The organism is Verminephrobacter eiseniae EF01-2, from assembly GCF_000015565.1.
In the GTDB taxonomy this organism is placed as follows: Bacteria; Pseudomonadota; Gammaproteobacteria; order Burkholderiales; family Burkholderiaceae_C; genus Acidovorax; species Acidovorax eiseniae.
Genome location: NC_008786.1, coordinates 936,260 through 956,506, shown reverse-complemented (window position 1 = coordinate 956,506; position 20,247 = coordinate 936,260). Strand labels below are relative to the sequence as shown.

Below are 20,247 nucleotides of genomic sequence, written 5' to 3'. Positions count from 1 at the left end.
TCATGCGCCACCCCCGGCGCGCCAGCGATCCCAACCCTGCCGGATGCCGCCGACGATGCCCTGCGGAAACAGCAGCACCAAAGCCAGCATGATGGCGCCCAGCAGCGCGCGCCAGTAGTCGGTGTTGCGCGCCACGGTGTCGTGCAGCCAGGTGAAGGTGACGGCGCCCACCACCGGGCCGGCCAGCGTTTGCAGGCCGCCGAGCAGCACCATCACCAGGCCATCGACCGAGCGCACCACATGCAGCGTCTCGGGCGAGATGCTGCCCTTGGAGAACGCGAACAGCGCGCCGCTGAGGCCGGCCCACAGCCCGGCGATGACAAAGGCCGTCCATTGCAGGCGCCGGACATCGATGCCTATGGCCTCGGCGCGCAACGCCGAGTCCCGCCCGGCCCGCAGCGCGTAGCCAAACGGCGCGAACAGCATCCGGCGCAGCAGCAGCAGGCCCGCCACCACCAGGGCCAGCGTCAGGTAGTAGTAGCTGCGCTGGCCCGCCAGCCACGGGGCCGGCCAGACGCCGGTCAGGCCGTTGCTGCCGCCGGTGACGCCATCCCACTGGTAGCAGATGGCCCAGGTGATTTGCGCAAACGCCAGCGTCAGCATGGCCAGGTACACGCCCGACAGCCGCACGCAAAACCAGCCATAGAGCAGCGCCCCCGCCGCCGCAGCCACGGGCGCCAGCGCCAGCGCGGCCTCCATCGCCAGGCCCGCGCGCAGCAGCAAGGCCGCCGCATAGGCGCCCAGGCCGAAGTAGGCCGCATGGCCGAAGGAATGCATGCCCGCCGGGCCCATGATGAAGTGCAGGCTGGCGGCAAACAGCGCGGCGATCAGCAGATCGATCATCAGCACCGTCAGGTAGGGCGAGCCGGCCGCAAACAGCGGCACGAGCACCAGGCCGGCCAGCAGCGCGGCGCCGGCGCCGCGCTGCCAGCGCCCGGACGCGCGCAGCGGCGCCTCGGGCGCGGCGTTGGCGCGGCCCAGGCCCTGCGGCCGGCCCATCAGCCCCCAGGGGCGCAGCACCAGCACCACGGCCATCACCAGAAACTCCACCACCAGCGTGAGCCGGGAGAACGAGACGCTGTAGCCCCAGAGTTCGACCACGCCCAGCCAGATGCACAGGGCCTTGAGCTCGGCGATCAGCAGCGCGGCCAGATAGGCGCCGGGAATCGAGCCCATGCCGCCCACGACCACCACCACGAAGGCCGCGCCGATGGTGTTCAGGTCCAGATCCAGCGTGGCCGGCTCGCGCGGCAGTTGCAGCGCGCCGCCCAGGCCGGCCAGCAACGCGCCCAGCGCAAACACGGCGGTGAACAGCCGGGCCTGGCGCACGCCCAGGGCGCCGAGCATCTCGCGGTCGTGCGTGGCCGCGCGCACCAGCGTGCCCCAGCGCGTGCGCTCGAGTAGCAGCCACAGCAGGCCCAGCACCACCGGCCCGACGACGATCAGGAACAGATCGTAAGACGGGAACTGCCGCCCCAGGATATCGACCGCGCCCGACAGGCCCGGCGCGCGCGGGCCGAGCAGTTCCTCGGGCCCCCAGAACCACAGCACCGCGTCCTTGATGATCAGCACCAGCGCAAACGTGGCCAGCAGTTGGAACAGTTCCGGCGCGCGGTAGATGCGGCGCAGCAGCAGGACTTCCACCAGCGCCCCGAGCGCCCCCGTCGCCAGCGCCGCCAGCAGCAGCGCGGGCCAAAAACCCAGGCGCTGGCCCAGCAGGGCGGCCAGCGAATAGGCCATGAAGATGCCCAGCATGAAGAACGAGCCATGGGCAAAGTTCACGATGCGCGTGACCCCGAAGATCAGCGACAGCCCGGCGCTCACCAGGAACAGCGAGGAGGCCCCCGCCAGTCCGTTGAGCAGTTGAACGATGAAACCGGAAAAATCCATTGCCCGTCCTTGGCGCGCATGGCCCTGCGTTCGTCGCTGCGGGGCGGCTTGTATCTTTAAACCGGCCCAGCGCGGTAGAGTCTGAACGCCGTTGAGGCGGCCAGACGGGCCCGTGCAGTTTGGTAGCGGCTGGGGTGATGGAGCCCGTGACTGAGTACAGAACGCACGGCCGCCGCGCTGGTCTTCGTGAAGCCCGAACGGTTACGCGCGCCAAGCTTGAGCGCGCATGCACAAGCAAGGGATCTGAAGATCATGTCTGTTACCTCAATGACGGTGGGCATCGACGTAGCCAAGGCGCACATCGATGTCTGTGTGCTGGAGCCCAAGAGCGGGGCCCAGCGGTTTACCAACGATGCTGAAGGCCACTCGGCCCTTGCAGCGCTTTTGCAGCCCCTGGATGTGGGCCTGGTGGTAATGGAGGCCACCGGTGGCTACGAGGTGGCGCTGGCGTGTGCCCTGCAGGCCGCAGGCCTGCCCGTGGCGGTGCTCAATCCGCGCCAGGCGCGCGACTTCGCCAAGTCCATGGGCCGGCTGGCCAAGACCGACGCGGTCGATGCACGCATGCTCGCGGAGCTGGCCGCGGTGCTGCTGCGCCGCGAAGACCTGAGCCGCTTCCTGCGCCCCCTGACCGACGAGTGCCAGCAGTGGCTGGCTGCGCTGGTCACACGCAGGCGCCAGCTGCTGACCATGCTTCATTCCGAACGCCAGCGCCTGCAGATCACCCCCGCGAAGCTGCACCCAAGCATCGAGGCCATCGTGGCTGCCATCAAGGCACAGCTCAATGAGCTGGAGACGCAGATGGTGGGCCATGTGCGGGAGCACTTCGGCGATCTGGACCGGCTGCTGCAGTCGGCCGCAGGCGTTGGTCCGGTGGCCAGCGCCACGATGATTGCCGAGTTGCCCGAACTGGGCCGGCTCAACCGGCGCGAGATCGCAGCCCTGGTAGGCGTGGCGCCCATGGCCAACGATTCCGGCAGCAGCAAGGGCCGACGACGGGTGCAAGGAGGACGCTTCGAGGTCCGGCGTGTGCTGTACATGGCAACGCTGACTGCCACTCGCTACAACCCGGCCATCAAGGCCTTCTACGAACGCCTCAAGGCTGCCGGCAAGCTGCCCAAGGTCGCTCTGGTGGCGTGCATGCGCAAACTCCTGACCACGCTCAACGCCATGGTCAGAACCGGCAAACCTTGGGATAAATCGCTGCACGGCACTTGACTCGGAAGACGGTTACTCAGTCTTTCGGGCGCATTTTCCGCACCTCGTCGGCCGACGGCTGCACCTTGGCGCCGTCGACATAACGGTAATCGACCATCACGCCCTTGCCTCCCTCGTTTCTGGTGCGGCCCACATAACCGCCCATCGTCGACTGGTTGTCTTCAGGGCGGTAGGTGATGCGCCCGAACGGTGTCGGCACTTGCAGGCCCTTGAATGCGGCGACGAGTTTTTCGGCGTCCACCGATCCGGCCTTCTTCAGGCCCTCGGCGAGCGACCGGATGGCGCTGTAGCCAACGATCGAGCCCAGGCGCGGGTAGTCGCTGAAGCGCGCCTGGTAGGCCGTGCGAAAGGCCTGGTGCTCGGGCGTCTGTATGCCGTACCAGGGGTAGCCGGTGACGATCCAGCCGTTGGGCGCCTCGTCCTTGAGCGGGTCCAGATACTCCGGCTCGCCGGTCAGCAGGCTGACCACTTCGCGGCCCCGGAACAGGCCGCGGGTATTGCCTTCGCGCACGAACTTGGACAGGTCGGCGCCAAACAGCACGTTGAAAAGGGCCTCGGGCCGGGCATCGGCCAGCGCCTGCACCACGCTGCCCGCATCCACCTTGCCCAGCGGCGGCGCCTGCTCGGCGACGAACTCCACATCCGGCTGCGCAGCCTTGAGCAACTGCTTGAAGGTGGCCGCAGCCGACTGGCCGTATTCGTAGTTCGGGTACACCAGCGCCCAGCGCTTCTTTTTCAGCGCCAGCGCATCGGGCACCATCATCGACACCTGCATGTAGGTCGAGGGGCGCAGGCGGTAGGTGTAGCGGTTGCCGCTTTGCCAGACGATCTTGTCGGTCAGCGGCTCGCCGGCGAGGAAGAAGAACTTGTTTTGCTTGGCAAAGTCGGCCAGTGCCAGACCGATGTGCGACAGAAAGGAGCCTGTCAGCACATCGATCTTTTCGCGCGCCACCAGCTCCTGCGCAGCGCGCACGGCATCGCCCGGGTTGGCGTTGTCGTCGCGGACGATGAGTTGCACCCTCTTGCCCAGCAGGCCGCCGGCGGCATTGATCTCCTCGATCGCCAGTTCCATGCCTTTCTTGTACGGCTCCAGGAAGGCCGGTTGCGCCTTGTAGCTGTTGATCTCGCCGATTTTGATCACCCCCCGGGTTTGGGCCTGGGCAGGGGGCGGCACCGTGGCCAGCGTCATGGCCAGCGCAGTGGCCAGCAGGGCGGCGGCCATGGCGGGCCTGGGGTTTGCTCGCAGCGGCATCGGAAAACTCCTCAAAAAGGGCAGGCAGGGGTGATCTGCGGTGGTCAGGGCGATCGGTGCCGGTGCGGGTCGTTGCCCGGAGGCGGCATTCAGCGCAGCCCATCGAGCCCCTGGATGCCGGCTGCATCCAGGCCGCCGATGCGTGGCAGGGGCCGGCCGCTGTCGGTCACGGCAATCGCGACCACGATCTCGTTGGCGCGCGGCGCGTCGGCCACGCGCGCTTCGATGGCGTCGAAATGGCTGCGCACATAAGCGGCATCCTTGTGGCCCAGCGGCACGTCGATGGCCGTTCCCAAGCCGCCGATCTTCTTGCTCGATGGCACGATGGCCGCCCCCTTGCCGAGCACGCTGCGCAGCGCCGCGCCCAGTTTGGGGTGCAGCACGGCGGCAGCATGTTCGAGCTCGCCCGCCTCGCCGACGATGGCGGCCTTGCCATAGCTGTGCGCCTGCTCCGGCGCGATGCCCAGGGCCTGCACGCAGCGCTGGCCCAGCAGCGCACCGAGCTCCTCGCCGATGGCCGCCAGCGCATCGAGGTTTTCCACATAGCGACCGGCGCAGGGGTTGTCGATCACGGCCAGCGCCAGCGCCTTGCGCACCGGCGGCTGAATGTCGCGCCCCATCTCGACGCGGACCTCGTCGGTCTGGACAATGATTTTCCGAATCCTGGCTGGCATGGTGGCTCCCGGTGTCGTGGACTGCGCCCTAGTGTCGCGTCATCGGTCATCTGTCGGTCTGCGCTGGCCATCGAAGCGCAGCGCGGCGTTGCATCGCTTGCCAATACGCTCGGCATGGGCCGCGCGCTGCGCCTTGCGCTGCGCTCCGATGGCTGCGCGCAGCCTGCGACATCTGATCGGTGACGCGACACTAGCGCAGACCGTTCCATTGGCTGATGTCGGCGGCTGCCAGGCCGCCGACGCGAGCATGGATGCGCGGGCCGGTGGACATGGCCAGGATGACGATGAGTTCATCGGCCGCCGGCGCGCCGGGCACGCGCAACTCGATGGTGTCGAAGTGGCTGCGCACATAGCTGGCGTTGATATGGGTCAGCGGCACATCCAGCGCGCAACCCGGCGCGCCGACCTTCTTCGTGGCCGGCACGATGGCCAAGGCATTGGCGCCCTGCCCGCGGCCCCGGGCGCCTTGGGGGTCCTTGGTGCCCTTGGCGCCCTTGGCGCTTCGGGCATCGGCGCTGCGCTCTGCCTGCCAACCCAGCAACTCGCGCATCGCATAGCCCCCGGGGACATGCCACAGCGCGCCATGTTCGAGCTCGCCCGCCGCGCCGACGATGGCGCCCTTGCCATAGCCCTCGATGCGCCCGGCCGGCACCGCCAGCGTCTGGAGCAGGCGCCGGGCCAGGTCCAGGCCCACATCCTGCAGCGCATCCATCAGCGCCAGAATGTCTTGCTCGTACCGGCCCGCATAAGGATTGCTCAGCACCGCAGCGATGGCGCCGCGCAGCAGCGGCCGGTCGGCGACCGGGCCGAATTCGTGGCGGATGTCCTCCAACTGGGTGAAAACACGCCGGATGCGGATCATGGGAGCGACCTGTGCAAGTGCAATGGCTGGTGCAAAGACCGGGCCGGCGCCGCCGCCGTGGCCACCCACTGGCGCTGGCAGACCAGCAAGGCCCACCACAGCAGGCCGTCGGACTGCAATCGCTGCGCTTTTTCCAGCCCTTGCCGCAGCGCATGGCGCACTTGCCCGGCGGGCAGCGCCGGCACGGCCACCGTGACAGGCAGCGCGCCCAGGTCACTGTCGGCGCGCACCTGCCAGGCCGGCATGCGGCCAATGCGCTCATCGGGCACATCGACGGCGTTGGCCACGATGGTCGCCGCAGCGTCGGCCTCGGCCGCCGTGCGCGCCAACACCGTGACGCTGTCGGCAATGCCCAGCGACTGGCTGCGCCCGCGCCAGCCGCTGGTGGCCACACCCCGCACCGGCATCGCGCTGCGGATGCGCAACTGGCCGTCCGGCAACAAGCCGTTGCGCAGTTGCGCCGCATCCAGCGCCGCGATGTCGGAGCAAATGCCCACGCTGGCCGACGCGCCGGGCGCCAGGTGCAGCGCGATGTCGCCGCCGTTGTTGACCCAGGCGCGCGCGATGCCGTCCCGGGCGTAGCCGGCCAAAATCTCCTGCGCCACCGCGCCCGCCACCGCCGCCATCGGGGTGATGAAGCCCGCGCGGTACGGCCTGCAGGCCGCCCACATGCGGCGCGCCACCACGCCGCGCAGCGCACAGCCGGCGCCCACCGGCGCGCGCAGCGCAGGCAACTCGTCCACCAACTCCTGCAACAGACCGGCAAAGCGCAGCCAGGCGCGCTCATGGGCCAGGGCCACGGCGCGGCTGTCGCCCCGGGCTTCGATGATCAGGTCCATCGGCCCATGCTGAAAATGCCAGCGGCCACCGGGCAGAAGACAGCGCCAGGCCGGCATGATCAATCCCGCCCGGCAGGGGTGCCCGGCAATGGGCGCTGGCCTGGCGGCCAAGAGGGCCAGGACGGCCAGGGGTTGCCCGCAGGCAGGCCCTGCCACTGGCGCGCCCGGGGCGCCCCGTCGCCATGCCACGCGCCCTGCGCAAGTACCTCGCGCAGGTCACGGATCTGCGCCACATGGCCGCCCAGCGCCGCATAGTCTGCGCGGCGCATGCTGAACTCCATCGGGGCGACCAGGGCCGGCGTGGGCACGGTGCCAAAGCTGTTGTCGGGCATGCGCAGCACATCGGCCATCACCGTGATGCCGCCCCCCGGCCACAGATAGGCCGGCGCGCCGCCGCAACTGACATGGACCAGCGCATTCTTGATGGCGCGCGTGAGCAGCACCGGGTTCTCGGTGACACCGGCGCGCAGACTGCCGCCGGCACCGCCCAGGAACAGCACCGAGCTCAGCGCGGCTTCGCAGTTTTGGCCGATGCGCTGCACGATGTGCCCGACGGCCGCAGGCATCGGCGCTGGCACCGGCTTGAGTTGGCGGTCGAGCAGGTACCAGCCGGCATGTTCGCCGGTGGTCGACGTGATCAGCAGGCGCAAGCCGGGCCAGGCCCGCCGCGCGTCCCAGCCGGCGATGATGGCCAGCGGGTCGGTCAAGTCGGTGCCGCCCCAGCCGGTGCCGGGCTGCGCCACCTGGAAGTAGCGCCCCGGGGTGGATTTGCGCCCGCGCATGCGTATGCCCGAGGGCTTCATGCCCAGGCAGCGGCCGGCCTGGTGCTCGGTCAGCACGCCGGTGATGTGGTCATCGACCACCACCACTTCATCGGCATGGCCGCAGCACTGGCGCGCAAAGATACCGATCACGGCAGAGCCGCAGCCCACCCGCATGCGTTGCTCGGCCACGCCGTTGACGATGGGTGCGCGGCCGGCCTGCAGCAGCAGTTGCGCGCCAGCGTCTATGCCCAGTTCCACCGCCTGTTTGTTGCCCAGCCGCTGCATCAGCTCGGCGGTGATGCGGCCCTCCTTGCGGCTGCCGCCGGTCAGGTGCTGCACGCCGCCGAGCGACAGCATCTGCGAGCCGTACTCCGCCGTGGTCACATGGCCTACCGCCTCGCCCTGGCAGCGCACGGGGGCCTGCTCGGGGCCGAGAAAACGGTCCGTGTCGATCTTCACTTTGAAACTGCAATAGCTGAAGATGCCCTCGGTGACCACCGTCACCATGTCCACGCCCTGCACCCGGGAGCCGACGATGAAAGGGGCCGGCTTGTAATCAGGGTAGGTGGTGGAAGCGCCGACACCGGTGACGAACACCTCGTCGGCGTGCAGCAGATCGCCGGACCATGGCGCCGCTGTGTCGGCGCTGGCGTCGGCGCCACCGGCTGCACCGGCGTCAGCGCCACGGGGCGCAAAAGGCACCAGCGTGGCCGCACCCGCATCCAGGGTTTTGCGCAGCAGCACCAGGGGGTCGAGCCGCACCAGCGCACCGTCCCGGTTGGCATAGCGGTCGCAGGCCCCGGCGCGGCCTGGCGCGATTTGGCACAGCACCGGACAGGCATGGCACTGGAGCTTGGCGGCGCCGCCAGGCCGGGCCGGCTCCGGCGGCAGTTCCTGCGGCGGCAGCGCCATGCCGGCAAGCCCATCGGTCCTGGTATGTTCGGTCATCGTGGCGGCCCAATTTCCATTGCCTCATTGCAGCATCCATTGCCTGTGCGCCAGGGCTTGCAGGTCCGGCGCATGCCGTGTAGCATTTGCTCAACTTTGATGTTGCAGTCACTACATTCAGCGCGAATGTAGCGCAAGCGCTTCGAGCCTGCAACGGCGGTTTTGGCTTCCCGCAGGCCCGGATGCGAAACAATGGGGCCGCACTGGGCCACACTGGGCGGCGCAGGGGCCGGCTCCGGGCCTGTCCCCCTGCCGGTTTTTCAACTTTGCCGATTTTCCACAACACCATGAGCGCCTTTCTCGAAGAACGTGTCCTGAGCGTCCACCACTGGACCGACCGCCTGTTCTCCTTTACCACCACGCGCGACAGCGCCTTGCGCTTTGCCAACGGGCATTTCACGATGATCGGCCTGCGCGTGAACGGCAAGCCCTTGCTGCGCGCCTACAGCATCGTCAGCCCCAACTACGAGGAGCAACTGGAGTTCCTGAGCATCAAGGTGCCCGACGGTCCGCTGACCTCGCGCCTGCAACACATACGGGTGGGCGATCAGATCGTGGTCGGCAAAAAGCCCACCGGCACGCTGCTGATCGACTACCTGCTGCCCGCCAAGCGCCTGTACCTGCTGGCCACCGGCACCGGCGTGGCGCCGTTCCTGAGCCTGATCCGCGACCCGGACACCTACGAGAAGTTCGAGCAGGTGATCCTGGTGCACGGCGTGCGGGCCGTCAAAGAGCTGGCCTACCACGACTACCTCGCGCAGGAACTGCCCCGGCACGAGTTGCTGGGCGAACTGGTGCGCCGGCAGTTCAGGTACTACCCCACGGTGACGCGCGAGCCTTTCAGGCACCAGGGCCGACCGACCACCGTGATCGACAACGGCCAACTGGCGCGCGACCTGGACCTGCCAGCGCTGAACCCGATGCAAGACCGGGTGATGATCTGCGGCAGCCCCGAGATGCTGCGTGATTTGAAGCAGATGATGCGCGAGCGCGGCTTCAACGAAGGCAACACCAGCAAGCCCGGCGACTTCGTGATCGAACGCGCGTTTGCCGAGCAGTGAACCGCCCGCCCGGCCCTGCCAGACAGTCGCCCGGATCTCATCCATGCCTGCTGCCGCCAAACCCCGGACTGCCGCGCGCCGCACAGGCGCCCGCGAACAGGCGGCGCAGGCCACGCGCGACAGCATTCTGAAAGCGGCGACCAAGGTGTTTGCGCGCTATGGCTACGAAGGCGGCAGCGTGGAGAAGATCTCCAAAGCCGCCAAGTCCTTCGACCGGATGATTTACTACTACTTCGGCAGCAAGGAAGGTCTGTTCATCGAAGTGCTCGAAGCCATCTACCGGCGCATGAACGAGGCCGAATCCAGGCTGGCCCTCGATATCGACGCTCCGGTGGAGGCTTTGCAGGCGGTGATCCGCTTCGTGGTCGGCTACTACCGCAAGAACCCCGAATTCGTCACGCTGCTGAACACCGAAAACCTGCACAAGGGCCGGCATATCGCCAAATCGATGCGCGCCCGGGAGTACTCGTCGCCCGCCATCGCGGTGATCGGCCAGGTGCTGGCCAGCGGCCAGGCGCAAGGGCTTTTCCGCCAGGATGTCGCGGCGCGCGACATCTACCTGCTGATCGCCGCCACCGGCTACTTCTACATGTCCAACCGGCACACGCTGTCGGCCTTCCTCGGCGAAGACCTGGAAAGCGCCCAGGCGCTGGCGCATTGGGAGCGCTTCGTGATCGACAGCGTGCTGCGCACCGTGGCCCCGGGCCCTTGCCTGCCCCGCGCCCAACCCGCTGACTCCATCCACCCACCCCGCGCGGAGGCCCCATGACACCGGCGAGCGCCAGCGACAAGTCCGGCAAGGTCGTCATCCGGAACATCGGTCTGATGCTGTCCGGCGACCTGAACCGGCCGATCCTGGACGCGGACACCATCGTGGTGCATGACGGCCTGATCAGCGCCGTCGGCCGCGCCAAGGACTGCGACACCGGGCAGGCCCGGACGCTGATCGACGCCTGCCAGACCTGCGTCGCGCCGGGCCTGATCGACAGCCATGTGCACCCGGTGCCGGGCGACTGGACCCCGCGCCAGAACCAGCTCGGCTGGATCGATTCGAGCATGCATGGCGGCGTGACCACGATGGTTTCCGCCGGCGAGGTGCATCTGCCCGGCCGGCCCAGGGACATCGTGGGTCTGAAGGCCCTGGCGATCACCGCGCAGCGCGCGTTCGACAACTTCCGCCCCGGGGGCGTGAAGGTGCTGGCCGGCGCGCCGGTGATCGAAAAGGGCCTGACCGAGCAAGACTTCAAGGACTTGGCGCAGGCCGGCGTCAGGCTGCTCGGCGAAGTCGGCCTGGGCTCGGTCAAGGCCGGCGGCGAAGCCCGGCAAATGGTGGCCTGGGCGCGCCAGCACGGCATACAGAGCACCATCCACACCGGCGGCCCCTCGATCCCCGGCTCGGGACTCATCGACAAGGACGTGGTGCTCGAAGCCGACGCCGACGTGATCGGCCACATCAACGGCGGCCACACCGCGCTGCCCTGGCGGCAGGTATGCGAGCTGTGCGAGAAGTCCGCGCGCGCCATCGAACTGGTGCACAACGGCAACGAGAAAATCGCCATCGAAGCCGCCCGCGCAGCCATCGCGCTGCGCTGCCCGCACCGCGTCATCCTGGGCACCGACGGGCCCGCAGGCTCGGGCGCACAGCCGCTGGGCATGCTGCGCATGATCGCGCTGATAGCGAGCTTTGCCGAGATACCGGCAGAGTTGGTGTTTTGCTTTGCCACCGGCAACACCGCGCGCATCCGCCGACTCGACTGCGGCCTCATCGAAGTCGGCCGGGCCGCCGACTTCGTGTTCATGGACCGCGCACAGCACAGCGCCGGCAGCACGCTGCTGCAAAGCCTGCAACTGGGCGACATTCCCGGCATCGGCATGGTCATGATCGACGGCCTGGTGCGCTGTGGCCGCAGCCGCAACACCCCGCCGGCGACCACCATCCCGCAACTGCTGCCACAGCGCCAACAGCGCCATTGACGCCTTGTGGCGCGATGGCGCGGTGGCGCGTCAGGCCGGCCGGGGCCTGGCGCCGGTCACGACGAGAACCACGCCCGCCATCACCAGGGCGATTCCGGCCAGGCCGACGCCGCCGGGGATTTCGCCCAAGGCGGGAATGCCGATCAGCACGGCAAAGGCCGGCGTCAGCGCACCGAAGATCGCCGCGCGCGGCGCGCCGAGCCGCCGCACCGCTTCGGCGTAGAAGAACATCGCGACGATGGCCGCGCAGACGCCTTGCGCAAACACTTGAAACAACAGATCGGACACCGGCGCAGTGAAAATGCGCGGCTGCAGAAACAGCCAATAGATCGGGGCAAAGACCAGGGCCGAGCCGACATTCACCAGCGCCGTCGCATGCCACGGGCTGATGCCGGAGCGCCGCTGCACCACCGTATAACTGGCAAAGCACAGCCCTGCGCACAAAAACAGCAGATCGCCGCGCCATTCACCGGCGCCGCGATCGGCGATCAGCGCATGGCCGCCCAGGCAGGCCGCGCCGACGATCACCGTCGCCAGCCCGCCAAGCTGCACGCGGCTGAAACGCTCGCGGAAAAAGAGCGCGGACAACAGCGCGACGAAAATCGGCATCATGCCAATCATCAGCGTGGCGACATGCGATGCCGGAGCAAAGCGCATGCCGGTAGCCGCCAGCATCATGAACGGCACGCCGGCACCGATCAGCATGATGCAGACATTCAGGCGGCCGATCCGCTTGAAACCGAAACCATGGCGCAACAAGACCGGCCACAGAAAAATGGCGGCAACCCCGAACCGGAGAAAGGTCACATCGGCCGGCGCAAGCTCGGTCTTCATCGCAAAGCGCGTGGCCACGGACCAGCCCGACCAGATCAGCGCGACCGCCAGGCCGCATGACACACCGATGCCCCGGGTGCGCGCAGCCGAAGCGGCCGCTGCCGCTTGCTGGGCCTCATCCGGAGCGCTGACTGGGGCACCTTCGCCTTCGGCTGCGGTATGAGCGCCTCCGGGCGGCCGTGCGGCGCTGACTGGGGCACCTTCGCCTTCGGCTGCGGTGTGAGCGCCTTCGGGCGGCCGGGCGGCGAAGGATGGAGCACCTTCGCCTTTGGCTGCGGTGTGAGCGCCTTCGGGCGGCCGGGCGGCGAAGGATGGAGCACCTTCGCCTTCGGCTACGGTGTGAGCGCCTTCGGGCGGCCGGGCGGCGCTCACGCAACCCCCCTGCTGCGCCAGACAGGCGCCTCGATCGGCGCCAGCGCTGCGCCGTGCGGCGGCGCCAGCACCAGGCGGTCGAATGCTTGTCCGTATCTGGCCATGGGGCTCCTTCAGCGCCGGGTTTCGGGGTCTTGCGTGGGGGTGACGAGCATTCAGACGCAGCGCATGCCCGAACGGGGATGGCATGATTGTCGCCGCCATATGGCCGTCCGCCACGGGCCAAGGTGATTCCGGTCCGGTGGACCCGCGCCCGGCGATCCCGGGCCTGCTGCGCCACATGCTTTGTTTTCCGGCTCTGCCAAGGTAGCTCGAATGTTCAAAAAAATCCTGATCGCCAATCGCGGGGAAATCGCTTGCCGGGTGGCAGTGACGGCCAGGCGCATGGGGATTCAAACCGTCGCCTTGCACTCCGACGCCGACGCTCGCGCCAAACATGTGGCGCTGTGCGACGAGGCCGTGCATATCGGAGGCAATGCCCCCAGGGACAGCTATTTGCGCCAAGACCGCATCATCGAAGCCGCCACAGCCACGGGCGCGCAGGCCATCCACCCCGGCTACGGTTTTTTGAGTGAAAACGCAGCGTTCGCCCGGGCTTGCGCCGAGGCGGGCCTGGTCTTCATCGGCCCGCCCCCGTCGGCCATCGAGGACATGGGTCTCAAGGCCGGCGCCAAGCAGCTGATGGAAAAAGCCGGCGTGCCCTTGGTGCCGGGCTACCACGGCGCCAACCAGGACCCGGCGCTGCTCCAGGCCGAGGCCGAGCGCATCGGCTACCCCGTGCTCATCAAAGCCAGCGCCGGCGGCGGCGGCAAGGGCATGCGCGCGGTGGAGCGGGCCGAAGACTTTGCCGCAGCCCTGGCGGCGTGCAAGCGCGAAGCCAGCCACAGCTTTGGCGACGACGCCATGCTGATCGAAAAGTATGTGCAGCGCCCGCGCCATATCGAGATGCAGGTGTTTGGCGACAGCCACGGCAATTACCTGCACCTGTTCGAGCGCGACTGCTCGGTGCAGCGCCGGCACCAGAAACTGCTGGAAGAAGCCCCCGCGCCCGGCATGACGCCCGCGCTGCGCGCCCGGATGGGGCGCTGCGCCGTGGCCGCAGCCCGCGCGGTGAACTATGTGGGAGCCGGCACGGTGGAGTTCATCGTCGAGCAGCGCGCCGACGGCACGATGGACTTCTTCTTCATGGAAATGAACACCCGCCTGCAGGTCGAGCACCCGGTGACCGAAGCCATCACCGGCCAGGACCTGGTGGAGTGGCAACTGCGCGTGGCCTGCGGCGAACCGTTGCCGATGACGCAGCAGCAGTTGCAGATCACCGGCCATGCGATCGAGGCGCGCATCTGCGCCGAGAACCCGGACAAGAGCTTTCTGCCGGCCACGGGCAGGCTCGATGTCTGCGAATGGCCCGAGTGCGTTGCGTTCGGCTGCGGGAGCGAGGGCGCTGCCAGCGCGGCAATGGGGGGCGCCGCCAGCGTGGCGCTGGGCGCCGCAAACGTCGCAGCAGTGCGCGTCGATTGCGGCGTGCGCCAGGGCGACAGCATCAGTGCGTTCTACGACCCGATGGTGGCCAAGCTCATCGTCCATGGCGACACCCGCGAGCAGGCGCTGGCGCGGTTCGACCAGGCGCTGGCCCAGACCCACATCGTGGGCCTGGCCACCAATGTGCAGTTCCTGCGCCGCGTGGCGCGCAGTGCTTCGTTTGCCGGCGCCAGGCTCGACACGGCACTGATTGCGCGCGAGCAGGCGGCGTTGTTCCATCAGGAGCCTGTGGGCCTGCCGCTGGCCGCCGCCGCCGCCGTGGCCCAGACCCTGCTGCGCGAGCGTGCGCTCGAAGGCCCGAACCCGTTCAGCCGCCGCGATGGTTTCCACAGCCATGGCCTGGTGCGGCGCCGCTTCGGGTTCAGGTTTGGCGACACGCAGGCCACGGCCTGGCTGACCTATGAGCGCGGCGGCAGCCTGCATCTGAGCGTGGGGGAGGGCGCGGCGCAAGTGACCGGGCCGCTGGCTTTCGATCCGCAAATGAGCGGGCCGCCGGCCTTCGGCCCGCAAGTAGTCGGACCGAAGGCCGAAAGCCCGCAAGTGGCAGGACCGCTGGCCGAAGGCCAGCGGGTGCAGATCGATCTGCGGTTTGCCGGCCTGCGCACCCGCGCCAGCGTATACACCCAGGGCGATCTGGTCCATATCTTCACCCCGCAGGGCGCCACGCAGATACGGGCCATCGACCTGCTGGCCCATGCGGGCGCGGCCGTGGCCGAAGGCGGGCGCCTGACGGCCCCGATGCCGGGCAAACTGGTGTCATTCGCCGTGAAGGCCGGCGACAAGGTGGCCAAGGGCCAGCCGCTGGCGGTGCTGGAGGCGATGAAGATGGAGCACCTGATTGCCGCCCCCCAGGACGGGGTGGTGCAGAAACTGCTCTACGCGCCTGGCGCCCAGGTCGCCGAAGGGGCCGAACTGCTCAGACTGCTGGCCTCGCGCAGCCGCGAAGAACCAGCGAGGTCGCGCTGAAGCTGCCATTCCCGGATGCTCGACCTCAGCCCGAATCGTTCGGGAATGCGGCGCCATGATTTCGTCATCGGCGATCGCCGAGGGTGGTGCCGAGGCGGCCCGCGTTGCCGGTGCCATTGCCCATTGCCTGTTGCCTGTTGCCTGTTGCCTGTTGCCTGTTGCCTGTTGCCTGTTGCCTGTTGCGGCGCATCGGACAACGGTGCGCGCTGCAAAAACATGCCGAGGTTTCGACTCCCATCCGGGGCACGCAAAGACCGCTTTTCGAATCGGGATGCCGAGTTCAGCCGTCATTTGCCACTGGCGGCACGCCAATGCGGCGCGTCCGGCCTCTTCCAAGGAGGCAGGCAGGCGCGGCCCCAGGCCCCGTGCAGCGGGAGCAGCGGGGCTTCATTGCAAGGGAACCGGCGCGTCTTCGCGCAGCAGGCCGCGGCGTTGTAGTGCGCGCCAGAATTCGGGCGCAATCGGGTGGTTGAACCAGGCCAGGTTTTGTTGCAGTTGCTGCACGCTGTGCGTGCCCGCGATGAAGGAGGCCACGGCTGGATGCGCCATCACGAATTGCAGCGCCGCCGCCGGCAAGGGCACCGCATGGTCGGCGCAGACCTGCTCGATGGCCGCCACGCGCTGCATGATGTGCGCCGGCGCGGGGGCGTAGTTGTACTTGGCGCCCGGTTGGGCGCCGGTGGCCAGAATGCCCGAATTGAATCCACCGCCCACCAGCACGGCCACATTGCGCTGCTCACACAGCGGCAGGAATTGGTCGAGCGCATGTTGCTCCAGCAGGGTGTAGCGGCCCGCCAGCAAGAAGCAGTCGAAGTCGCGCTGCTGTAGTGCGTGCAGGCAAACTTCCCACTCGTTGACGCCCACGCCGATGGCTTTGACCACGCCTTCGGAGCGCAGTTTTTCCAGCGCCTTCCAGCAGCCATCCATGGCCGCGCGAAAGACTTCGGGCTGCTCGGCGCCGCGGGTGTAGACATCGATGTCGTGGATGAAGCAGATGTCGATGCGCTCATTGCCCAGGCGCTGCAAGGAGTCTTCCAGGGCGCGCATGGTGCCGTCGTAGCTGTAGTCAAAAGCCATGGTGAACGGCGCCGCGTCGACCCAGGGCGCAAAATCGATGTCGGCGCGCCGGCCCGGTGTGAGTCGGCGCCCAACCTTGGACGAGAGCACATAGTCGTCGCGCGGCTGCCAGCGCAGGCCGTGGCCCGTGCGCAATTCCGCCAGACCGTGGCCGTACATCGGCGCCGTGTCGAAATAGCGCACACCGGCATCCCAGGCGGTGCGGAACATGGCGTCGGACTCCGCATCGGTGATGGCCCGGAACAGGTTCCCGATGGGGGCGGTGCCCAAGGCGAAGGCGCTGACCTTCAGGTCTGTGCGGCCGAGCTTGCGCTGTTGTGATGCTTGCATTGATTTACCTCTTTGATCTTCGGCGATGTCCATCCCGGCTTGCAGCCGCTCGATGCGCGCAGTTTGCGGCAGCGCTGCTGCGCGATTGTCCAGGCCACGCAGGGTTCCGTCCACTGCCAGGTTGCGCCATGCCGCCAGCGCCGCAGCCGTGCGCAACGGCCCTGGGGATGCTTTCAGGCATGTCCATGGAATTTGGACACCGCAAAACCTCTGTCATCAACCTCTGTCATTCGCCCCCAGGCCCGGTATCCAGTGCCCGGCGTCGAACAGATCGTCGATAGCGCGCCCGGTCAGCCGATGCACGCGCCGCGCCGCGCCGGGCCGGGTTGGCCGCACAGCCCACGCCGGCCAACGCCCGTCTTTCTTGCCACAGGCACGCGCGTTTGCCGGCTCGCTCACCCATGCAGCGCCCGGGTCGGCCCCCCGCTGTGCAGCCATCGTCTCTGCCTTGGCCCGTCGCAGCGTCGGCACGGCGCCGTGGCGTTGGTGGATTCCGACATGGATCTGCATGATTCTCAAAAGCGGGAGATCAGCAGGCCGCCGTCGACCCGGATTTCCTGCCCCACCGTGTAAGGCAGCAAGCCCGCAGCCATGGTGCGGATGACGCGCGCCACATCCTCGGGCAGGCCCCAGCGCGGCGTGGCCGTCATGCCCTGCTTGATCAGGCCGTCGTATTTCTCCTTCGACGGCGCGGTCATTCCGGTCAGTATCAAGCCCGGCTGCACCTCGTAGACGGCGATGCCCGAGGCCGCCAGCCGCAACGCATACAGCCGCGCCGCCATGTGCGAGGCGATTTTGGACATGCAGTATTCGCCGCGCTCGGGCGTTGCCGCCACCGCGTTCGACGAGGTGACGAACACGATGCTGCGGTGCAGCCCGGCAGGCGTTTCAGGCGCTGCCACCATGCGGCGCGCCACGGCCTGCGTCAGAAAGAACGTGCCCCGCGTGTTCACGTCAAAGCACCGGTCATAGCTGTCTGCCGCCACATCGAGCAGGTCGCCACGGCGCAGCACCGACACGCCCGCGTTATTGACCAGGCAGTGCACAGCGCCGCAGGCGCGGGCCACGGCGTCGAGCAGCGGCGCGTGCGCGGCCAGGTCGCCGATGTCGCAATCGAAGCTCTGGCAGCGCCGGCCGAGTTTTTCGACCTCGGCCACCAGCGCCGCCAAGCGCTCGGTGTCGCGCCAGGCGACGGCTGCAATGTCGAAACCCTCGGCCGCCAGTGCCAGCGCCGTGGCCTGCCCGATACCGCGCGATGCGCCGGTCACGATGGCTGTGCGTTCCATGGCTCATCCGTCGATCGATGTGCGCGCAATGATCCGGCGCTGGAGCGCGCAAGCCGGCATGCCGAGGCCGGCCCCGCCATCGGACTGCGGCACGGTGATGCCGAGCAGGCCCCATTCCCCCATGGCCCGGTAGATGTCTGCGGCAAAGGCCCCGTCACGGTCCAGGCGCTCCAGGCGCCCCAGGCGCTCGGCCCGGGGCCGTATCTGCTCGCTGGCAAAGCGGCGCGCCCTGTCCGCCGCCTGCTGGTGCCCGGTCGATAAATGCACTTTGTCTCCTCGGTTCTGGGGGTAACCCTTGTCGTTCAAGTATCCATACGGTTATTACAATCATAGGGCGAGGCGCTTGGGTGTCAAGCCACGACAAAGGAGAGCCGGATGCAGCAGGCAGCATGGGCCGCAGCGGCGCGCATGGCGCAGGACGCCGGGCCGACGGCATCGACCGCGCGCGTACCGTGCCCGAGCGCCTGCCGTTCGCGGTTGGCCGGTTGGCATTTTTCCCGCCCTTCCCCGCGCCCTTCCTCTCGCCTTTCTCCCCGCCTTTCCTCCCGCGCCTGGCGCCCCAATCCATCGACTGAGCCAAAGGATCACCATGCCACCGACTGCCCCCCGTCCTTGCGATCCGTCCTGCTGCCGCAGGCGCCGCAGCCTGTGCGCCATCGCCCTGTGCGGCCTGGCGCTGTGCCACGGCGCGCAGGCCGAGCCGTACCCGGCGCGCAGCGTCGAGATCATCGTGCCATGGGCGGTGGGCGGCGGCAGCGATGCCGTGGCCCGGGCTTTTGCCGACGCGGCAACGCGGCTGACCGGGCAGTCCTTCGTGGTCATCAATCGGCCTGGCGCCTCCGGGGCCATCGGCCACCAGGAGGGCGCCGCCGCGCGCCCCGACGGCTATAAGTTGACGATGGTCACGCCCGAAGTGTCGCTGGCCTACCTGCAAGGCATCGGCAAGACGCAGTGGAGCGACTTCCAATACGTGGCGCGCATCAACATCGACCCGATCGCGCTGGTGGTCAAGGCAGACGCGCCATGGAGCACGCTGGAGCAGTTCACGGACTACGCGCGCAGCCATCCCGGCATGGCGTCGATCTCCAACTCGGGCGTAGGCGCCACCTACCATCTGGCGGCCATCGCGCTGGAGAAGAAGACCGGGCTGTCGTTCAACAACGTGCCGTACATCGGCGCTGCGCCGGCGGTCATGGGGCTGCTGAGCGGCCAGGTGGACGCGGCCCTGGCCACCACCGGCGAAGTCGGGGTGCATGTCAAGGGCGGCAAGCTGCGCATGTTGGGCGTGATGTCCGAGCGGCGGCTCAAGGACTTTGACCAGGTGCCCACCTTCCACGAGCGGCAGATCGATGTGCAACTGGACACCTGGCGCGCGCTCGCCGCACCCAAGGCCACGCCGGCGCCGGTGCTGGCAACGCTGCGCCAACTCGTGGACAAGGTGACGCAAGACAGCGCTTATCGCCATTTCTTCGCCCGGCAATTCCTGGGCCTGGTCAACGAAGACGGCGTGGGTTTGCGCGCGCGGCTCGACAGGGAAAGCGCGTTCTACACCGAGGCCGTGAACAAGCTGCAATTGGCCAAATAGCCTTGCGCCGATGCGCCGATGGCGCGCAGAGGGTGCACAGATTCAAGGCTGGCGCGCCATATGTATCTGGTGCAGCGTGATCTTGCGCACCTCGGTCTGGCTGGCGCTGATATGGGCGCGCAGCAGCATCGCGGCCTGGGCGCCGCGCCTGGCTTGCAGTGCGCCGAGTATCTTGGCGTGCTCGTCGTAGGTGGCGTCGATGCGCTCGTGCCTGGTGAAGTCCAGCCGGCGGATGATGCGGATGCGTTCGGTCACGTCGCGGTGCACCCGCGCCATTTCGGCATTGCCCGCCGCTTGCACCAGCGTGCAGTGAAAGGCCTCGTCCCACTGGCTCACCTGCGCCGCATCGCTGCTGCGTTGCGCCGGGGGCAGCAGCCATGGCGCCATCAAACTGTCCAGCAGCGCCCGGCTCCCGGGGTGGGCCCGTTCCGGGTCGCCTGCACAGAGCCGGTGCGCGGCCGTGGTCTCCAGCACCGTGCGCAGGTCATAGAGCTGCTCGAATTTGTCGAAATCGAAGGGCAGCACGCGCCAGCCGCTGCGGTACATGACCTCGACATGGCCTTCTTGCTGCAGCCGGGTCAGTGCCTGGCGCACCGGGGTGCGCGAGACCCCCAGCCGTTCGCTGACGGCGTGCTCGGTGAAACGGTCCCCCGGCACCAGCCGGAACTCGGCCACGTCGCGTTTGAGCTGCTCGTACACCTGATCGGCGCGCGAGTTGCGCTCGGGTGCTGCCGGCATGGTGGGCGGCCGGGGCGCATCGGGGGCAGACATGCGGC

General features: G+C 68.3%; 18 protein-coding genes. 7 read left to right on the top strand and 11 right to left on the bottom strand.

The genetic code is table 11. The features are described 5' to 3' along the window. The gene (locus tag VEIS_RS04205; RefSeq protein ID WP_011808651.1) at window positions 1-1,890 is read right to left on the bottom strand and encodes an ABC transporter permease; all 1,890 of its coding nucleotides are present in this window, start codon (window positions 1,888-1,890) and stop codon (window positions 1-3) included. 252 nt (window positions 1,891-2,142) lie between these two features. Between VEIS_RS04205 and VEIS_RS04200 the strand changes: the two genes are divergently transcribed. After that, complete coding sequence (locus tag VEIS_RS04200) at window positions 2,143-3,105, top strand: IS110 family RNA-guided transposase (protein WP_011808318.1); 963 nt, start codon at window positions 2,143-2,145, stop codon at window positions 3,103-3,105. Between the two features lie 16 nt (window positions 3,106-3,121). On the opposite strand, the gene VEIS_RS04195 is transcribed toward VEIS_RS04200, so the two are convergent. The 5 genes from VEIS_RS04195 to VEIS_RS04175 all read right to left on the bottom strand — a co-directional run bounded on the left by VEIS_RS04195 (window position 3,122) and on the right by VEIS_RS04175 (window position 8,444). Further along, window positions 3,122-4,357 (bottom strand): ABC transporter substrate-binding protein, encoded by a 1,236-nt coding sequence (locus VEIS_RS04195; RefSeq protein WP_011808650.1) that lies wholly within the window; start codon window positions 4,355-4,357, stop codon window positions 3,122-3,124. Between the two features lie 89 nt (window positions 4,358-4,446). Next, window positions 4,447-5,031 (bottom strand): amino acid synthesis family protein, encoded by a 585-nt coding sequence (locus VEIS_RS04190; RefSeq protein WP_011808649.1) that lies wholly within the window; start codon window positions 5,029-5,031, stop codon window positions 4,447-4,449. 190 nt (window positions 5,032-5,221) lie between these two features. Next, on the bottom strand, window positions 5,222-5,893 hold the full coding sequence (locus VEIS_RS04185) for an amino acid synthesis family protein (protein ID WP_011808648.1): 672 nt from the start codon (window positions 5,891-5,893) through the stop codon (window positions 5,222-5,224). Then, window positions 5,890-6,789: a UPF0280 family protein gene (locus VEIS_RS04180; protein WP_011808647.1), complete on the bottom strand. Its 900-nt coding sequence runs from the start codon at window positions 6,787-6,789 to the stop codon at window positions 5,890-5,892. Before VEIS_RS04180 ends, VEIS_RS04185 begins: the two co-directional genes overlap by 4 nt. Window positions 6,790-6,791: 2 nt before the next feature. After that, window positions 6,792-8,444 carry a hypothetical protein gene (locus tag VEIS_RS04175; protein ID WP_011808646.1) on the bottom strand — a complete coding sequence of 551 codons (1,653 nt, stop codon included), beginning with the start codon at window positions 8,442-8,444 and terminating at the stop codon, window positions 6,792-6,794. A 287-nt stretch (window positions 8,445-8,731) separates the two neighbouring features. Between VEIS_RS04175 and VEIS_RS04170 the strand changes: the two genes are divergently transcribed. The 3 genes from VEIS_RS04170 to VEIS_RS04160 are packed head-to-tail and all read left to right on the top strand — an operon-like array spanning window position 8,732 to window position 11,479. Beyond that, on the top strand, window positions 8,732-9,505 hold the full coding sequence (locus VEIS_RS04170; protein ID WP_011808645.1) for a ferredoxin--NADP reductase: 774 nt from the start codon (window positions 8,732-8,734) through the stop codon (window positions 9,503-9,505). 43 nt (window positions 9,506-9,548) lie between these two features. Then, the gene (locus VEIS_RS04165) at window positions 9,549-10,274 is read left to right on the top strand and encodes a TetR family transcriptional regulator (protein ID WP_011808644.1); all 726 of its coding nucleotides are present in this window, start codon (window positions 9,549-9,551) and stop codon (window positions 10,272-10,274) included. Beyond that, a complete protein-coding gene (locus tag VEIS_RS04160; RefSeq protein WP_011808643.1) occupies window positions 10,271-11,479 on the top strand; it encodes an amidohydrolase family protein in 1,209 nt (402 codons plus the stop codon). Before VEIS_RS04165 ends, VEIS_RS04160 begins: the two co-directional genes overlap by 4 nt. A 30-nt stretch (window positions 11,480-11,509) precedes the next feature. Here the strand turns inward: VEIS_RS04160 and VEIS_RS04155 are convergent, their stop codons facing one another. After that, window positions 11,510-12,685 (bottom strand): DMT family transporter, encoded by a 1,176-nt coding sequence (locus VEIS_RS04155; protein WP_232287840.1) that lies wholly within the window; start codon window positions 12,683-12,685, stop codon window positions 11,510-11,512. A 315-nt stretch (window positions 12,686-13,000) separates the two neighbouring features. On the opposite strand from VEIS_RS04155, the gene VEIS_RS04150 reads away from it, so the two are divergent. After that, window positions 13,001-15,193 carry an ATP-binding protein gene (locus tag VEIS_RS04150; RefSeq protein WP_011808641.1) on the top strand — a complete coding sequence of 731 codons (2,193 nt, stop codon included), beginning with the start codon at window positions 13,001-13,003 and terminating at the stop codon, window positions 15,191-15,193. Window positions 15,194-15,580: 387 nt separating this feature from the next. Here the strand turns inward: VEIS_RS04150 and VEIS_RS04145 are convergent, their stop codons facing one another. From VEIS_RS04145 to VEIS_RS04135, 3 genes are all read right to left on the bottom strand, one after another. Further along, window positions 15,581-16,600, bottom strand: coding sequence for an aldo/keto reductase (locus tag VEIS_RS04145; protein WP_011808640.1), 1,020 nt, complete (start codon window positions 16,598-16,600; stop codon window positions 15,581-15,583). Between the two features lie 515 nt (window positions 16,601-17,115). Continuing rightward, window positions 17,116-17,886, bottom strand: a complete 771-nt coding sequence (locus tag VEIS_RS04140; protein WP_011808638.1) for a 3-ketoacyl-ACP reductase — start codon at window positions 17,884-17,886, stop codon at window positions 17,116-17,118. 3 nt (window positions 17,887-17,889) lie between these two features. Continuing rightward, window positions 17,890-18,153, bottom strand: a complete 264-nt coding sequence (locus VEIS_RS04135; protein ID WP_011808637.1) for an acyl-CoA dehydrogenase family protein — start codon at window positions 18,151-18,153, stop codon at window positions 17,890-17,892. Between the two features lie 122 nt (window positions 18,154-18,275). Here VEIS_RS04135 and VEIS_RS04130 point away from each other — a divergent pair, with 122 nt between their 5' ends. After that, window positions 18,276-18,461: a hypothetical protein gene (locus VEIS_RS04130; protein ID WP_041949799.1), complete on the top strand. Its 186-nt coding sequence runs from the start codon at window positions 18,276-18,278 to the stop codon at window positions 18,459-18,461. Between the two features lie 14 nt (window positions 18,462-18,475). Then, window positions 18,476-19,471, top strand: a complete 996-nt coding sequence (locus VEIS_RS04125; protein WP_011808636.1) for a tripartite tricarboxylate transporter substrate binding protein — start codon at window positions 18,476-18,478, stop codon at window positions 19,469-19,471. 42 nt (window positions 19,472-19,513) lie between these two features. On the opposite strand, the gene VEIS_RS04120 is transcribed toward VEIS_RS04125, so the two are convergent. Beyond that, window positions 19,514-20,242, bottom strand: coding sequence for a GntR family transcriptional regulator (locus VEIS_RS04120; protein WP_041950516.1), 729 nt, complete (start codon window positions 20,240-20,242; stop codon window positions 19,514-19,516). Window positions 20,243-20,247: the final 5 nt, after the last annotated feature.